The sequence below is a fragment of the Pseudomonas sp. H11T01 genome, from assembly GCF_048515765.1.
Lineage (GTDB): Bacteria > Pseudomonadota > Gammaproteobacteria > Pseudomonadales > Pseudomonadaceae > Aquipseudomonas.
Map to the genome: position 1 here is coordinate 185,827 of NZ_JBLYED010000011.1, position 16,391 is coordinate 202,217.

Sequence of the window (16,391 nt, forward strand, 5' to 3'; positions counted from 1 at the left end):
GGATGCATCATGGTATTAGCTAGATAGGGCTGGGGCCTTTCTGACTTGAGTCGAGTCTGCGCGGGACTGATTGATCATGGTGACTGCGACAGCGCCAATAAGGCCAGCAAGGCTAATGGCCATGAAGTTTTTCTCAAGCGGAAGGTTTAATGACACCAACCAGCCAATGAGAACAGGTGCGACGATAGCGCCAATTCTTCCCACACCAGACGCGAAACCCACGCCGGTTGAACGAATCGATGACGGGTAGAAATCCCCAGCGTACGCATATGCCAACAGCTGGGTACCAAGGGTCGATGCACCAACAATGAACACTACCGGGAAAAGCAAAGTCGTTGAGCGCGTATAACCCAGAATGGTTAAAGCAATTGCTCCTACGATATAAAAGCAGACCAGTACATGTTTGATGTTTAGCTTGTCGCTTAACCATCCTCCACCAATTGCACCGACGATGGCCCCCACATTGAAAACAATCACAAAGTTCAACGCGGAGCCAAGACTGAACCCCGCCATCGCCATAAGCTTGGTCAACCAGGAGTTAAGGGCGTACACCATGAAGAGGCCGGTCATGAACGCAGCCCAGATCATGACGGTGCTAAAGCCTCGACCATCCTTGAACAAGTTACGAACTGGCGCTTCCTGCTTTTCCAATACTGTGGCATTTCCCGTCATCAAAGTGTTTTCGTCGATAATGAGAGTAGGGTCTATCTTGCGAGCAATAGCCCGCAGCTCATCCTGACGTCCGGTTTTAAGCAGGTAGGCTATGGACTCAGGCATGGTCTTCAGGATCATAGGAATCAGAACCACTGGCAGCAGCGCTACGTAAAACACCCACTGCCACCCATGACTCTCAATGAGTTGCTTGCCAGTTAGCGCAACCAAAATTCCGCCCACGGAGTATCCCGCGAAAACGAGGGTCACCAGGCGAGTACGGAGTTTGAGTGGAGAAAACTCTCCCATCTGAGCGGTGCAAATTGGCAGTACGCCGCCGATGCCAAGGCCCGCGATGAAGCGAGAAATGCTGAAGCTTATTGGGTCACTGGTGAGACCAGCCCCAGCAGTGAAAATACTGAACAAGGCCACACAAATTGCGATCATCTTGGGACGCCCGATACGGTCAGCTAACGTTCCAAGAAATATCGCTCCGAGCATCGTTCCGAAGAGCGCAGAACCAGCCATGATGCCGGCACTGGTTGGATCAATGTTCATGTCCTTCATGATCGCCGGAAGGGCTGCACCGACTACAGCGAGGTCATAGCCATCGATGATCAGAATGAGGACACACCAAAATAGAATGAGCCCATGGAAGCGGTTGAACTTCGATTCAACCGCGAGTGCATAAACGTTTACCGGCTGCATATCGCGTCTCCTTCGATCTTGTTTTTTTTGTGAAGTGCACTTGTATGTGCGTCGTCAGGCACCAGGTCCTTGACGCCATATCGAGATTGGGAACGCACCGATTGGAGGGCTCGGTGGTGTACTTGATATGCAACGCCAGGGTGACCTGCTTCGCATCGTAGGAGTTGACGTTGCTGCGGCCTATGCCCGACGACATCGTTCTGCTTGACCGTTTTGGACACCCATAGCCGGCCAGAAACGACCAGGATGATCTTGGGCGGAAGATGTTCATAGTATGCGTCCGGCCAACCACCCTTCCTGCCCCCGACGCCAAAGGCGATGGTGTCCCCCTACTGGCTCTTCGCGGGGTCGTTGGGTAGTGGAAAACGGGAGGCTGCCATCATGCGTCCCATCCAGTCGGCGCGACTGAATGGGCATGATCCGTATGTTTACTTGAAGGACGTCCTCACGCGGCTGCCGACGCAGCGGGCGCGTGTAATTGAGGAACTGCTGCCGCATAGGTGGCAAGCGGTTTAATTACGCAAAGCGTGATGCTCGGACGCATACCTTTTATCGGAGGAAGCCAGCGTTATTGCGACAGTACCTCCGTGACGGATTTTGAAATCGGAGTGGTGTTCCGGCCAATCAGGCGGCTTAACTCGTGGGAGTCGTCAAATAGTGCACCCTTTGCTGCTGCGGCATCCGAATCGGCGAGCAGCGAGGCAAGCCCTTCGGGAAGCCCCATACCGACTAAGGCTGCCTTGTATTGTTCCTCTGGAAGATCGGTGTAGGCAACCGTCTTACCAGATTGAAGGGAAACGTCAGCAGCCAACTCGGCCAGAGAGTAGCTGTCGTCGCCAGCAAGTTCGTACACCTTGCCTGCATGGCCCTCGGTAGTGAGGACAACCGCAGCGGCCTCGGCATAGTCGGAACGAGCAGCAGAGGAAATGCGACCTTCGCCTGCGCTACCCAAGATAGCGCCATGCTCTACAGCTGGCTTTACACCGGCTGTGTAGTTCTCGTTGTACCAACCATTGCGCAGCAGTACATAATTCAGCCCCGACTCAGATAGAGCTTGCTCAGTATCAAGATGCTCTGCTGCTAAACCCAATCTCGATTTTTCGCCATGAAGTACGCTGGTGTAAGCCAGCAGTTGAACCCCGGCAGCTTTGGCGCAGTCGATCACGGCACGATGCTGCGGCGCGCGCTGTCCGACCTCGCTGGATGAGATCAACAACAGCTGATCGACACCAACCAGCGCGCTTTTTAGTGTTTCGGGCAGACCATAATCGGCCTTCCTGATGTCGAGGCCTTTCGCCTTGAGGTCTTGCGCTTTAGAAGGATCCCTCACAAGCGCAATCACGTTTTCTGGATTGACGCGCTTGAGCAGCGCATCGATTACAAGTCGGCCAAGTTGGCCGTTAGCACCGGTGACGGCAATCATAAAAGTACCTTGAACAAGATGTGATGAGGATTCATCCTAGTCTCAAGGCTAACCAATAGTAAGTACGTACAAAAAGGTAAGTATGATAAACAAACATCAGCAGCGTCCTCATAACTTCGCGGCAAAACTGCGGCGTGGCGAGTTGATGGATGCCGATTGTCCGTCTCGGGAGGTGCTCAAACACATGACCAGTCGCTGGGGGGTACTGGTTTTGGTTGTACTCCTCAGCGGAACCCATCGGTTTAGTGAGCTACGTCGAAAAATAGGCGGGATCAGTGAAAAAATGCTTTCTCAGACCCTTCAGGGCTTGGAAGGCGATGGATTCGTTGACCGCATTTCTCACCCGGTTGTACCTCCTCATGTGGAGTACACCCTGACAAAAATGGGGGAACAGGCGGCATCAAAGGTAGAGGCAATGGTCGACTGGATCGAAGAAAACCTGCACGAGATAATGCGATTCAAGCGGGAGGGAGAGGTCTATAAGTGACAGCTCGGTGGCCTATTTCCAGGGCAGTACCAGGACATCTACGCCTGGGTTCAGTGTGCATTAGGTTCCCATCAAAATATGACCGACGCATACATTGAGCGTAACCCTTCGGCCAACTCACCAACCCAAAGTGAAACCTCTGACGTATCACAGGTGGCGTACGTGACACCAACACCGTAGCTGATAGGACAAGGTCAGAATAAATCTGGTAATTCCTGAACCCTCCTATATGGCAAAAGCTCCGCAATTCTGCTTGCTGGATCTCAACGCAGATATACGACGACATAGCGTGCGAACCGCTCCAGCTAGATGACCTGGCCGGACGCATACACCCATAGCTCGCTAGAAACGATCAGGATGATCTTGGGGGAGGATGTCCATCACCATTTTGGCGGGTGAAACGCGTTGCAGATTTCTGTACGTAACCTGCCGGGGAAGCAGTTCTCTTGTTCCGGAAGAAAGGCTTTTAAATTTCGCCCGGTTCGTCAGCATTGGAGCGGCGATAAGCGCCAGGGCTGACTCCCGTCCACTTTTTGAAGGCACGGTGAAATGCACTGCTTTCCTGAAAGCCTGTAAGAGCAGCTACTTCGGTTACGGTCATTTTCGGCTGGCACAGCAAATTGATTGCCATGTCACGGCGCAGATTGTCTTTCAAACGCTGATAGGTGACCCCTTCGGCTTGGAGCCTTCGCTGGAGCGTCGAATAGGACATGCGGAGCGTGTTTGCTACCTTATCCAGCTCTGGCCATTCCTCCGGATTCAGGCCTCTCAATTTCATCCGGATCTGGGCGCTAATGCTGTCCTCGTTACGATATTTCACCAGCAGACTGGCAGGCGACTCTTTCAAAAATACCGATAGGCTGGCTTTGTTTTGCGCGACCTTGAGGTTCAGAAAAGCGCGGTCAAAACGAATCATCGTTACTGGAGCACCAAACTGAATTTCTTCACAGAAGCGCATCCGATAGTCGCTGTCGTCCAGTGGTCGATTCGGCTTAAAGCAAAGTTCCTTTATCGGAATACGCCTGTTACCCAGCCAGCAAAGCAGTCCATGAACCAAAATCAGCCATGTTCCGTAGCTAAAAAGGCGACGCTCAACACCTTTGTCATGGATAACAATGACGGCGGAGTCGTCTTCAAGTTTCAGCTCACCGTGAATATCGTCCAATACGAGGCGTAAGAATTTTAGAATTCGGCGCAGCGCTTGCTCTAACGACTCGCAGTCAATTGAAGACTGGCACATCAATTGGAAGCTGCCTCGTCGCATTGGATGGCTATCGATTCCGAAAAATTCATCGTCGAGCAGATCTGAAAGTGCGACCCACAGGCGAGAGAATGCAGCAGCCGAAACCCTGGCTTGGGGAGAAGTCAGGAGTTCCGGGTCTATACGCGCTTGCTGCAGTGCGATGGATGTGTCCAATTGGCGTCGCGATGCGCCCTCGAGAGCTTCAAGCACCAAGCCAATTGAAGTCGTTCCCTTGTCCTGGATGAGCACACTTATTCCTCTGCGCAGATGATTTCTGACTTGATGCTGATCTTCAGGTCTCTTCGGTAATTCTACTTCGAACAACCTGACGAGCCTCAATTCTTTCTCTACGTTTCAGCTTCCCTGCATCGCCTGTCAAGCGCATGTGCCCCCCCTTCTAGATGCCTGGCCTCGATTGTCCAAAGCATTCAAATACGCTGAGGCATTTGAGCATTGGCAGGATCACTGACCACCGATCGGTTCAACAATCTTCGGCGTGGCTGCCACCTTTATTGAACCGATCCGGCCTTTGGGCCTTTTATCTGGTGGGCCGAGGTGCAAACGTGGTGCTGGTTGACGTGAACGAAACCGCTGGTGCAGCTCGCGCTGACGAGCTAGGAGAGCGTGCAATCTTCGTTCGAGCCGACATCACCAGTGAAAATGATTGCCGAACAGCAATCGCCTCTGCAGTTAGCACCTTCGGTGCGTTGCATGGGGTGATCAACTGCGCGGGTGTTGCACCAGCCGAGCGGGTTTTAGGTCGTAATGGCTCCATGGGCTTGAGAGTTTTCGTCGAACTGTTGAGATCAACTTGATCGGAAGCTTCAACATGATTCGCCTTGCCGCCGAGGCTATGGCAGGAGGAGAACCCAATATCGAAGGAGAGCGCGGCATAATCGTGAATACGGCCTCTGTCGCAGCGTTTGACGGTCAGACAGGCCAAGCCGCTTACGCCGCGTCCAAAGGTGGAGTCGCTGCCATGACACTGCCGTTGGCACGCGACCTGGCGCGTTCAGGCATCCGCGTTATGTGCATCGCACCCGGAATATTTGAGACCCCGATGGTGGCGGGTACCTGCCCATCGAGTTGGCCCACAGCTTGTTAGCCGCGGAGCACCGCCGCCAGTTGCTCAATCGCATCTGGCAGTACGCCGCCCTCTCCCACGCGCAGTTCAGCCAGCTCTATTTAAATCCGATCCATCGCTACGCCGAACAGGCCCAGCAACTCCCGGCCAGCGAGACGCACCACCATGCGTATCTCGGCGGCATGCTCGACCATGGACTGGAACTAGTCGCCTGTAGTTTGAAACTACGCCAATCCTATCTGCTGCCCTCCCGCACCGCGCCGGAAGACCAAGCCGCCCAGACTGACGCCTGGTCGGCCGGCATCGCCTATGGCGCGCTGCTGCATGATGTCGGCAAGATCGCCGTGGACCTGCTGGTCGAACGCCAGGATGGCCGTCTTTGGCATCCTTGCCAGGGCTTCCTGGATCAGCCCTACCGTTTTCGTTACGTCGGGATTACCACCTGCACGGCGCCGCTGCAGGCTTGCTCTACACCCAAATTCTCGACCGCCCGATCCTCGATTGGCTCAGTGGATTTCCGTCGCTGTGGGCCAGCTTGCTGTATATCCTGGCCGATCAGTACGAGCGTGCCGGCGTGCTCGGTGAGTTGGTGATTCAAGCCGGCCGCGTCTCCATCGCGCAGAACATAGGCGGCAATCCAAGCAAGGCGCTACAAGCACCGATTCATTCACTGCAACACCACTTGATCAACGGACTGCGTCACCTGGTTCAACACGAGCTGAAACTCAACCAGCCGGGTGCCGCGGGTTGGTTGACTCAAGACGCACTGTGGCTGGTCAGCAAAACGGTCACCGACAAACTGCGAGCCTATCTGCTGTCGCAATCGATTGAAGGCATTCCTTCCTCCAACATTGCGGTGTTCGATGAACTCCAATCGCATGGCCTGGTCGAGTCTAGCCCGGAAGGCAAAGCCATCAGGACCGCGCTCCGCTCGCTGAACGAACGGGCACAACGGATGACTGATGAGCGTAAGTTGAGCGTGCGGCATGATGGTCTCTCGATAGGACAGCAACGGGATGGAACGAATGCGGCTGTGGCTACAGCAACTGCCCGCCCGAGATGTCAAAAGTTGTCCCGTTAGCCCAGGCCATGTCATCGGACAGAATGGCGGCAACCGCACCGCCGATATCGTCCGGCAGACCGACACGGCCCAGCGCGATGCCCTGTGCCACATAGGCGTTCACATCCTTATTGTCGCGCACAGCACCACCACCAAAATCGGTTGCGATGGCGCCTGGGGCAATCGCATTCACCCGAATTTGGCGCGAACCCAGCTCTACGGCCAGGTAACGGGTCAGCACTTCGACTGCCGCTTTTACCGCCGCGTAAATGCTGTACCCCGACAGCGTAAAGCGTACGAAGCCGGACGAAACGTTCAGGATACGACCGCCGTCTTCCACGAGCGGCAACAGCTTCTGCGTCAGGAAAATCGGCCCGCGAAGGTGCGTGGCGACCAGTGAGGCAAACTGGTCTTCGGTCGCGTCAATAAAGTTCGCAAAGAGGCCATTGCCGGCATTGTTGACGAGGAAGTCGAAGCGCTCGCGGCCGAACTCGGTCTTCAGCGTTTCAGTCAATGCGCTTGAAAAAGCCTCATAGCTGGCGGTATCGGTAATGTCGAGCGGCAGCATCGCGGCCTTGCCGCCCTGCTCCTCGATTTCCTGCTTCAGCGATTCGGCTTCTGCCGCGCCGCTGCGATAAGTGCCGATGATGTGGACGCCGCGCTTGGCGAGGTGAAGAGCCATGTGGCGGCCAAGGCCGCGGCTGGCTCCAGTAATAAGAGCGATCTGATTGGTCATGGACTGTCTCTGCTAGGTTAGGCGCGCCTTTTGGCGCTTTCTTGACCTGCTCAAGATAGGCAATGACCGGTTTGTAACCCACGCCCAATAAGCTCAATTTATTGCCTGATTGTATCAATCATATTGCGTGGTGGCGGGACGTAGGCATAATCGGCTCATGAACAACGATCTTGCACCGCATCTTGATATAGCCCTGCGCCATGCGCCACCGGGTTTGACTACCACACAGATCCCGCGTGTGGACCTCTGTGTCGGACAAGGCTCTACAGACAAGGCGCCATGCCTGTATCGCTCGATGATCTGCTTCATCCTGCAAGGGTCGAAGTGCGTTGCGATTAACGACAATCTTCTGAGCTACGACAGTGAACAATATCTCATCAGCGCCCTGGATCTGCCTTTGATCGGACAGATTCTTGATGCTGAAGGGGGGCAGCCCTACGTTGCGGTATCGCTCGTGCTGGATCCGGCCATACTGGCGGAGTTGGCAGCGACCATGCCGCCGGTTCGCGAAAGCGAGCAAAAAGGGATTGGCATCACGATAAACCCGATGACCGCTCCGCTCCGCGACACGTTACTGCGCTTATTGTCATTGCTCGACACACCTGCCGATATTCCGATTCTCGGCCCCATGGTCGAACGGGAATTACTCTATCGTCTTCTACAGGGCCCCCAGGGGCGGCTGTTGCGTCAGATTGCCCAACCCGATGGCGCACTGGGCAGCATCCGGCGGGCCGTTGCCTGCATCAGGGACAATTACAACATTCGACTTCGCATCGAAGCCTTGTGCGATGCAAGCGGCATGAGTCGGGCGAGCCTGCATCGCCATTTTCTGTCGATGACAGGCCTCAGTCCCATCCAGTATCAGAAACAGCTTAGATTGCAGGAAGCTCGCCAGCTGTTGCTTGCCGGCGAGCATCGCGCGTCTGACGTGGCGTTCGTTGTCGGCTATGAAAGCGCATCACAGTTCACCCGCGAATACTCACGGCAATTCGGCGCATCGCCTGCACGCGACGTGCGTGAGATACGGCAGGCGATCGGCACTCCAACAAGGGCGTAAACCGCAGACTTGTCTACAGATTGTCTGAGAGTGTTGACGCCGACGCCGAATTGACCCACGTGCTGACGCAAGACTGACCCTCCTCCAAATAGGCACAAATCCAGCAAAGGTATGGTTCGCGGGGAATCAGACTGGGTCAGTGACATCTCGGCAACTGGGTCGATCCGGCGTCGGCGCCAGCACCCATTCATTTCAGGCGGTCGTCTCGCCGGTAGAAGAGGTCAAGGCAGGCGGGACAAAGTAGCAGAATGGAAAAACTCAAAAATGCTAATAAGCGCTTCAGTGAGAGTGAGCGATTCGCAAGGTCTCCAAAGTAGATCCTGCTTTCTATGAAAATTGGACGACGCATAGAGCGGCAGTAAGATCCCACACCGTCTGACTCGGGCATAACATTGATCAAAGATCAGTGAGGTAACAGTGCAACTGGCCCTCAAAACCGATGAACCCGCCCCTATCAATCGCGGCTGATGGATTGAACTCGTCCTAGAATCAGCTATCTTCATATTGGATCCAAAATAATAGACGGATATTTACATTGGGTAGTAGGTAAATGGAATGACCTCACCGAGTTAGAAATCCGAGTAAAGCAACAACTACCAGCAGGCTCATCAGGTGGGTGGTGCAGGGATGTGGCGCGGGAGGCCTATCCATCAGAAATGGAGGTCCATCCGCACATGCACGCCGACAATTTCAATCCGCTGGCTAAAACCTTCTATCGACCAATCGATGCCGTGTTGCGATGGTGCGATCTCATGCAATACGAGGCCGAAATAGTGCAAGCTGGCGACCACTGTCCGGAGAGGCTGGGGGCCTTATTCCCCCAATGGCCCTGCCTTCAGGCCAATCTTGAAAGACTTTACGATGCGATTCGGAACGGGGAATTGCCCTATGGCCACTTCGGTGTTTCAGTGCCGTTGGGAACGCCTTGGGACCCTGTTGCGTTAACGGTGCGCCACGCTGACTTGCGCCGCTGGATGCAACGGCACTATCCCGATCAGCGACCGGCGTTTCTGTTCGAGTCCGTCAATGACACCCATGAACACATCAGCCCAGCGGCTTACCTGTCCCTCCAGGCTGAGCGCGACGCCCTCGTGCAAGAACGCAATTCGCTGCAACGCCAGCTTCACGAAGTTGAGGCCGACCTCCAAGCACTGGGACTGGAACAGCAAAGCCTTAACGCCTTAGTGAAGTCACAGGGGCAACTCAGCGAGCGCAGCGAACACACCTACCTGCAAATCATTGGCGCCTTGATCCACACCGTCTTGGACGTGTCACCGGCCGGCAAGAAGCTGTCCGTGTTCGAAGATCAAGCCGCTATTGTCGATGCCGTGACCGCGCGTTTTGCAGACATATCTGGCCTCAAAAAGCGAACGTTGGACGGTAAATTCGCCGCGGCCAATCGCGTCCTCAAAAAAACCACGTGAGCCAAACAGCATTGCACTGCAATGCCCGCAATTGCAGTGCAATGACACCCTCGCCTTTCTGCTATTCAATTCAGGTCACGTCCCATCACGCGCCAACCGGCGCCAGGAGTGACCAGCATGTCCAGTTCATCTACCCCACTCGCTGACATCCCTCACCCACCGGCCGAACGCCACATCATGCGTCGCGATGAAGTAGAGCGCAAAACCGGGTTTAAACGGGCACACATCTACAACCTGATGAAGGAGGGTCGCTTTCCCCAAGCCAAACGCATTGGCCTGCGCGCCGTCGGCTGGGATTCGCTGGAGATCGAGCGCTGGATTACCGAACGCCTGGCACAGCAGGAGCACTGACCATGCGCGTGGTGTCGGTAATCTCCACCAAAGGGGGTGTGGGCAAGACCACGGTGACCGCCAATCTCGGTGGTCTCCTGGCCGATGCCGGCCTACGCGTGCTGTTACTGGATCTGGACAGCCAGCCCACGCTGTCCAGTTATTACCAGCTGGACCATGTCGCACCGGCGGGCGCCTATGAGCTGATCGCGCTCAACCTGACCGATGCCCCACAGATCATTTCCCGCACAAGCCTGGATAAACTCGACCTGATTCTCTCCAACGACCATCAGGGTCAACTCAACACGTTGTTGCTGCATGCTCCGGATGGACGCCTGCGTCTGCGCAACTTGCTGGAGGGGTTTCGCGATCATTACGACCTGCTGCTGATTGACACGCAGGGCGCGCGTAGCGTGCTGTTGGAAATGGCAGTCCTCGCCTCTGACTTAGCGCTTTCCCCGATCAACCCGGAAATGCTCGCGGCACGTGAACTGAGCCGCGGCACACTGAAACTCCTCGGCGACTTGGAGCCCTTCCGCCACCTCGGCATTGCCGTGCCGCCGTTGCGCCTGCTGCTGAACCAGGTGGACTCGGTCAGGCTGGACGCACGGATGATCGTACGCGGATTGCGGGAAAGCTTCCCTGCAACCCCCTCGATTTCAGTGTTGTACACCGTCATCCCCAATCGGGTGGCCTACGTGAATGCCGCCTCGCTGGGCCTGCCGGCTCACCGGGTGGAGGATCACCGTCCAAGCGGTCGACGTTCACCCTCAGCACTGGAAACCCTGCAAGCCCTGGCCTTCGAGTTATTCCCCGAATGGCAGGCCGCCATCTTGACGGTCGGCCCCAGTACGGAGAAACCGTTATGAGCATCGCCAATCTGACACCTCCCTACTCACTCGAAGCGGAGCAAGGGGTACTCGGCGGGCTGATGCTGGACAACAGCACCTGGGATTTATTGACCGATTTGCTGGTACCCGAGGATTTCTTCCGCTCCGAGCATCGGGCGATTTTCAAAGCCATCGTGGCCCTGGCGCAGCAAAACAAACCTTTCGACGTAGTGACCCTGGCCGAACAACTCACGGATCAGCCCGAACTGGGTGGGCTCGCCTACTTGGGCGAGCTGGCCAAGAACACGCCCTCAGTGGCCAATATCAAGACCTACGCCGAGATTGTTCGAGAACGGGCCCATCTGCGCCGACTGATCCAGCTCGGCTTTGCTTGCAGCCGCGAAGCCGCCGAACCGCAAGCGAGCAGCCAACAGGTTCAGGAACTGTTCGAGCAACGGCTGTTCGCGCTGGGTCAGGCGCAACAACGACAAGAATTCGTCGATCTGAATCACTGCCTACTGGAGGTGATCGAGGAGATCGACCAGCACTTTAACAGTGGTGAGATCACCACTGGCGTCCCCAGCGGACTGGTCGATCTGGACTTCAAGACCGCCGGCTTTCAGCCGGCCGACCTGGTGGTGGTCGCGGCACGACCGTCGATGGGTAAAACCAGTCTGGTGCTGAATTTTGTCGAAACTGCCCTCGCCGCTCGCCCCACCGCGTCGGTGCAGATCTACAGCCTTGAAATGCCGGCACGGGCACTGGTGTATCGGCTGCTGGCCATTCTGGGGCATCTCTCGCTGGCCAATCTCATGAAAGGCCAACTGAGCGACAACGATTGGCCACACCTGACAGCTGCCGCCGCCAAACTGCAGGGCTACGGAGAACGCTTGATCATCGACGACAGCCCGGCCCTGACCTGCATGGCGTTGCGCTCCCGTGCCCGGCGCGCGGCGCGCTGCTTCGGAGCACCCGCCTTGGTGATGGTCGATTACCTGCAACTGTTGCGAGCACCGGGCCGCGAGACCCGCAACCTGGAAATCGCCGAGATTTCTGCGGGTCTCAAGGCACTGGCCAAGGAGCTGAACTGTCCGGTCATTGCCCTCTCCCAACTCAACCGTTCCCTGGAGCAACGCAGCAACAAGCGCCCGGTACTGGCTGACCTGCGCGAATCGGGTGCCATCGAGCAGGATGCCGACCTGATCCTGTTTATCTACCGCGATGAGGTTTACCACCCTGAGAGCGCCGATCGCGGCACCGCCGAACTGATCATCGGCAAACACCGTAATGGTCCGACCGGTTTCCTGCGAGTCATGTTCATGGCCGAACAAACCCGCTTTACCTCCCTGCATGCCAACAGCGCTTGGCAAGGAGCCTCCTGATGTCTCAAGACCTTCCACAAACCTGCTTACCGACTCAGCATCCAATGCTCAATGTAGTGAACGAAGAATACTGCACCGTGGTGTTTCGTCTGCGACGCGGGCGCCCGGCAATGGGAGCATTTCTGCTCGAGCTGTCCCAGCACATTGAACGCGCGGGGACGGTCGAAATAGTCCGCTTCCAAGTCGGTGATGACTTGGGTCACCCACACGCATGAGGCTTGCAGTATGAAAACGCCGACTCAGGAGGACATCACCGGCAAGCTGCTGGCCGGCCACTTTGGGCACTGCCTTGAGGTGGATCACGTCGCTGACCCTATCGTCGATACGCCCATGCTGGTGACCCTGGAGCAGCTACGACCGTATGAGCACAACCCACGCTTCCTCCGTAATCCACTGTACGACGATCTCAAGGCCTCCATCCGCGAGCGTGGTTTGGATCAACCGCCCCAGATCACCCGTCGTCCCGGCGAGGCGTACTTCATCATCCGTAATGGCGGTAATACTCGCCTGGCGATCCTCGGCGAGCTGTGGCAAGAAAACCGTGATGAGCGTTTCTTTCGCATTCACTGCCTATTCAAACCTTGGACCAATGAAATCACCGCCCTGCTCGGCCACCTGGCCGAAAGTGATCTGCACGGTCAGCTCACCTTCATCGAGCGGGCGCTGGCGGTCGCCAAACTCAAGGCGATGTTTGAACAGGAGAGCGCCGCACTGCCACAACGCGAACTGGCCACCCGCCTGGCAGCAGGTGGTTATCCGATTTCACAGTCGCACCTCAGCCGGATGCTCGGCACCCTAGAGCACCTGCTGCCGGCCATTCCACAAGTGCTCTATGCCGGCTTGGGAAAACCCCAGGTCGAGCGCCTGATTGCTCTTCGTAGCCAGGCCGAACAGACCTGGAACCGCTACCCGTCGGCCGCCTATGCATTTAACGAGTTCTGGCTCGACACATTGGCCAACTTCGATGTCGAACCGGATGGCTTTGACGTGGAGCGCGTTCAGGATGAACTCCTTGAGCGGATGAGCCAATTACTTGGGCAGTCCTATCGCATGTTGGCGTTGGAGCTGACTGACAGCCAACGCCCCCAGTCGATACCTGGCATCGTGGTAAGCCCATTGCCCGAAATCAGCCAACCCTCGAACCCACTCGAAGCAGCCCCACACGCTCTCTCGGACTCTCAGCACCAAGACAACGACATCGCAGTGCAGTCCTCTGCGCAGATGGACGCCCCGATGGCGCCGTCGTCCAATCCCCTTTCACGGGTACAGCACATCCGCGAATTGATCGCACGCGAGACCATGAGCGAGCCATCGTCAGATATTGAGGATCACGCTGTCGCCCCAACGCTGCCCCTGGCTGACGGGTTTCACTCGGAGGATAGTCTCTGGCACATCGAACCCGCGCTCGACACCCCCGAGCAGCTGCGCTCCGCCATCGCCGACCTGGCACGGAACCTGGCGAGTTACGCCGGACAGGCCAACAGCGTAGTCGAGCAGCAGGACGGGCTCGGCTATGCCCTACGGATGGAGCCGCTCGAGCGGAGCTCACCCCGCTCCACTGGCGTTCAACTGCTACTGACCGCCCTGCTGCGGGCGCATGACGAGATTCATTGGGAGGATCGGCAACAACTGCCCGCGGCCCTGTTCGGCCAGCTGCTCATTGGTGCCTACGAGGTCCCGCTGAATGATCGTCCCGCCCTGAACGTGGGCTTGGAGCGTCTGCCTGACGCGCAGCTGAACCAGCTCTTTCGCCTTATCCGCCTGGCCCGACGGCTGATCGAGCAGACGCTTGAGCCTTCGCTCGCCCCTCCGGAGGCACTGTCATGAGCCTGTCCTTCAACCTGCTCAATCAGGCCATGCTGACCCAAGTGCTGCATGAACTGCGTCAGGGCAACTTGCAGCGCTGCAAGGCGTTAGGCTTGGGCGAAGACGACCTCACCCTGTTGCAATCCTTACCGCCCACCACCTTGTCGCGCCTGGCCCATGCCAGCGTGTCCTGGGTCGAAATCCGGATTGATTCACCGGTGCTACGGCGCCTGATTGAGCAAGCCGATCGCGACGAACAGAACGAGCGACTGATCAACCGGGCCCTCAAACTCGGCGCCAGCAGCACCATCATGTACCAGTGCTTCGGCTTGGCCCATTCGGAAACCGCCATGCGTCGCCGACTGCTGAAGATCGAAACCCGTAAGGGCCGTCCTCATCACCTGAGCGAAGCGCAAGAACATGCGCTCTGGCGGCGCTGGTGCCAGCTGCGTGAACAGGAAGGCAGCGAGGATCAACTCGACGCCATGATGATGCTGGCCGAAGAGCAACAGATCAGCCTGGTGGTGGTCTGGCAGCAAATCGCGCAGCACAGCTCTCAGCCGTGAGCGCTATGGCGACCTCCCGTTGGCAACGGGTGCTGCAACAGTGCGCCCGACAGTTAGAAGATCAGTGGCCTGCCCGTCCAGCGTCCCCCAAACCTTCCGTCTATGGCCTACAGGCCGGCTTTCTGTATAGCGGCCAATCCCTCGATAGCGTGCCACGTCGTTTGCTGCTGGACAGTCGCTTGACGCCGTTAGAACGCAACGCCTGGCAGGTGTTTCGCTTGTTGTTGGACGGTCGGGGCTTGGCCACACCCCGCTACCAAGATCTACAGCCTTATTTGTCGACCGTACCCTATGGCTCTGTGGCCTCTCGCGAGACCATCGCCCGCGTACTCACTGTGCTCAGGCTCACCCGCTGGCTCAGCCTGGTGGCGCGCGGACGTGACCCAACCACTGGGCGCCTGCAAGGTTCGCTGTATGTGCTACATGACGAGCCGCTGACCCCTGCCGAAGCCATGGAACTGGACCCTGATTATTTAGAGCTGGTCGGGCATTGCCTCGGTCACGCCGCCAAGAACGCCCGCATCGTTGCGCAGCACGTTCTGGAGGAGGCTCAGCGGGATACCGATATTGATCAGCGCCGACTGCCCACACGGCTGGATATCTTGGGTGAACGCTTGGTAGAGCAAGCATCGGTTACATCAGCCCCCGACGCTACCCTGCACGAATCCGAACTGGGCGAAATCGCCGCCGTTCGGATTCGTGCAACCCCCGGTTCGGAATCCGAACCCGGTCTAGAACCCAGCATTCACGGCAGCGTTCGGATTCCGAACGCTGCCTGTACTGTATTAAAAGAACGTATTAGTACTGTACTGCACGTGAGCTCTGGTATGGAAAAGCCGACCTTGCAGTGGCCCGCTGCGTTGCAGCTGAGCCCAGAGGAGCAACAGGCCGCGGTCATTGCGCTGAACAAACTGGAGCCCGGTGATCGCCAGGCGGTGTTGAACGAGGCGGGGGCCCGCTGCGCGGCCGGTGGCATCCGCAAACCCACCGCGTACCTGATGGGCCTGATCCAGCGTGCGCTACGCGGTGAATTCCATCCCTGGGCGGGTCAGGCAGAACCGTCAATTGCCGTCAGCTCAGGCCCAGCTGCAGCGCCACCACCACTACCACCACCACCACCACGATCCAGAAAGCCGGGAGAGCCGCTATCACCCCTGGTGCAAGCCTGCCTGGATGAGTTGCGCCAGCTCCCCACTAAACACCCTGGCGGTTAGTAGATTTGATGCCACTGGCATCAAGGCGGATTCCACCCTGAGCCCACAGATCATTGGGGAGCAGTTGTCCTCGCGACAATCATGTATCTCAATGGATTTGATGCCACTGGCATCAAGACGGATGCCGCTCTGAGACCTCAGATCGTTTGCGGGCAGCTGTCCTCGCGCCAATCATGGACCTCAGTGGATTTGATGCCACTGGCATCAAGGTGGATTCCGCCTTGAGCCCCCAGATCGATTGAGGGCAGTTGTCCCCGTGCCATTCATGGACCTCAATGGATTTGATGCCACTGGCATCACGCCAGGGAGCGATCAGCGACTCCTTCCAACCTCGGCAAACCGAACAGACCGCGTTCAGCTTTTGGGCTGCCCTTGCACATCATCCGCCGC

15 protein-coding genes and 2 pseudogenes are annotated in these 16,391 nt (G+C 57.0%); 13 read left to right on the plus strand and 4 right to left on the minus strand.

The genetic code is table 11. The annotated features are described in order from the left end of the window. Nucleotides 1-15: 15 nt before the first annotated feature. A complete protein-coding gene (locus ACN1C3_RS16880; RefSeq protein WP_419116903.1) occupies nt 16-1,359 on the minus strand; it encodes an MFS transporter in 1,344 nt (447 codons plus the stop codon). A gap of 330 nt (nt 1,360-1,689) precedes the next feature. Between ACN1C3_RS16880 and ACN1C3_RS16885 the strand changes: the two are divergent. Continuing rightward, nucleotides 1,690-1,875, plus strand: a pseudogene (locus ACN1C3_RS16885) (transposase domain-containing protein); the annotation flags it as partial. A gap of 52 nt (nt 1,876-1,927) precedes the next feature. Here ACN1C3_RS16885 and ACN1C3_RS16890 read toward each other — a convergent pair. Further along, on the minus strand, nt 1,928-2,782 hold the full coding sequence (locus tag ACN1C3_RS16890) for an SDR family oxidoreductase (protein WP_419116904.1): 855 nt from the start codon (nt 2,780-2,782) through the stop codon (nt 1,928-1,930). 145 nt (nt 2,783-2,927) lie between these two features. Between ACN1C3_RS16890 and ACN1C3_RS16895 the strand changes: the two genes are divergently transcribed. Then, the gene (locus ACN1C3_RS16895; RefSeq protein ID WP_419116960.1) at nt 2,928-3,269 is read left to right on the plus strand and encodes a winged helix-turn-helix transcriptional regulator; all 342 of its coding nucleotides are present in this window, start codon (nt 2,928-2,930) and stop codon (nt 3,267-3,269) included. Between the two features lie 466 nt (nt 3,270-3,735). Here the strand turns inward: ACN1C3_RS16895 and ACN1C3_RS16900 are convergent, their stop codons facing one another. Beyond that, nucleotides 3,736-4,761, minus strand: coding sequence for an AraC family transcriptional regulator (locus ACN1C3_RS16900; RefSeq protein WP_419116905.1), 1,026 nt, complete (start codon nt 4,759-4,761; stop codon nt 3,736-3,738). 293 nt (nt 4,762-5,054) lie between these two features. Between ACN1C3_RS16900 and ACN1C3_RS16905 the strand changes: the two are divergent. Both ACN1C3_RS16905 and ACN1C3_RS16910 read left to right on the plus strand, forming a co-directional pair. Beyond that, nucleotides 5,055-5,967 (plus strand): annotated as a pseudogene (locus tag ACN1C3_RS16905) (SDR family NAD(P)-dependent oxidoreductase); the annotation flags it as partial. Between the two features lie 92 nt (nt 5,968-6,059). Further along, nucleotides 6,060-6,677 (plus strand): TraI domain-containing protein, encoded by a 618-nt coding sequence (locus ACN1C3_RS16910; RefSeq protein ID WP_419116906.1) that lies wholly within the window; start codon nt 6,060-6,062, stop codon nt 6,675-6,677. Here ACN1C3_RS16910 and ACN1C3_RS16915 read toward each other — a convergent pair. Further along, nucleotides 6,634-7,392: an SDR family NAD(P)-dependent oxidoreductase gene (locus ACN1C3_RS16915; RefSeq protein ID WP_419116907.1), complete on the minus strand. Its 759-nt coding sequence runs from the start codon at nt 7,390-7,392 to the stop codon at nt 6,634-6,636. The genes ACN1C3_RS16910 and ACN1C3_RS16915 overlap by 44 nt on opposite strands. A gap of 157 nt (nt 7,393-7,549) precedes the next feature. Here ACN1C3_RS16915 and ACN1C3_RS16920 point away from each other — a divergent pair, with 157 nt between their 5' ends. The 9 genes from ACN1C3_RS16920 (at nt 7,550) to ACN1C3_RS16960 (ending at nt 16,001) form a co-directional block, all read left to right on the plus strand. After that, nucleotides 7,550-8,449, plus strand: a complete 900-nt coding sequence (locus ACN1C3_RS16920; protein WP_419116908.1) for an AraC family transcriptional regulator — start codon at nt 7,550-7,552, stop codon at nt 8,447-8,449. Between the two features lie 674 nt (nt 8,450-9,123). Beyond that, nucleotides 9,124-9,873, plus strand: a complete 750-nt coding sequence (locus ACN1C3_RS16925) for a hypothetical protein (RefSeq protein ID WP_419116909.1) — start codon at nt 9,124-9,126, stop codon at nt 9,871-9,873. Between the two features lie 117 nt (nt 9,874-9,990). Next, complete coding sequence (locus ACN1C3_RS16930; RefSeq protein WP_419116910.1) at nt 9,991-10,224, plus strand: AlpA family transcriptional regulator; 234 nt, start codon at nt 9,991-9,993, stop codon at nt 10,222-10,224. Nucleotides 10,225-10,226: 2 nt separating this feature from the next. Then, nucleotides 10,227-11,072: a ParA family protein gene (locus ACN1C3_RS16935; RefSeq protein ID WP_419116911.1), complete on the plus strand. Its 846-nt coding sequence runs from the start codon at nt 10,227-10,229 to the stop codon at nt 11,070-11,072. Then, entirely contained in the window at nt 11,069-12,415 is a 1,347-nt protein-coding gene (gene dnaB / locus ACN1C3_RS16940; protein WP_419116912.1) for a replicative DNA helicase, read from the plus strand. The genes ACN1C3_RS16935 and dnaB overlap by 4 nt, the downstream gene beginning before the upstream one ends. Then, nucleotides 12,415-12,630 carry a hypothetical protein gene (locus ACN1C3_RS16945; protein WP_419116913.1) on the plus strand — a complete coding sequence of 72 codons (216 nt, stop codon included), beginning with the start codon at nt 12,415-12,417 and terminating at the stop codon, nt 12,628-12,630. The genes dnaB and ACN1C3_RS16945 overlap by 1 nt, the downstream gene beginning before the upstream one ends. 10 nt (nt 12,631-12,640) lie before the next feature. Next, entirely contained in the window at nt 12,641-14,242 is a 1,602-nt protein-coding gene (locus ACN1C3_RS16950; RefSeq protein ID WP_419116914.1) for a ParB family protein, read from the plus strand. Continuing rightward, nucleotides 14,239-14,787 (plus strand): DUF2857 domain-containing protein, encoded by a 549-nt coding sequence (locus tag ACN1C3_RS16955; protein ID WP_419116915.1) that lies wholly within the window; start codon nt 14,239-14,241, stop codon nt 14,785-14,787. Before ACN1C3_RS16950 ends, ACN1C3_RS16955 begins: the two co-directional genes overlap by 4 nt. Then, nucleotides 14,784-16,001 carry an STY4528 family pathogenicity island replication protein gene (locus ACN1C3_RS16960; protein ID WP_419116916.1) on the plus strand — a complete coding sequence of 406 codons (1,218 nt, stop codon included), beginning with the start codon at nt 14,784-14,786 and terminating at the stop codon, nt 15,999-16,001. Before ACN1C3_RS16955 ends, ACN1C3_RS16960 begins: the two co-directional genes overlap by 4 nt. Nucleotides 16,002-16,391 lie beyond the last annotated feature (390 nt).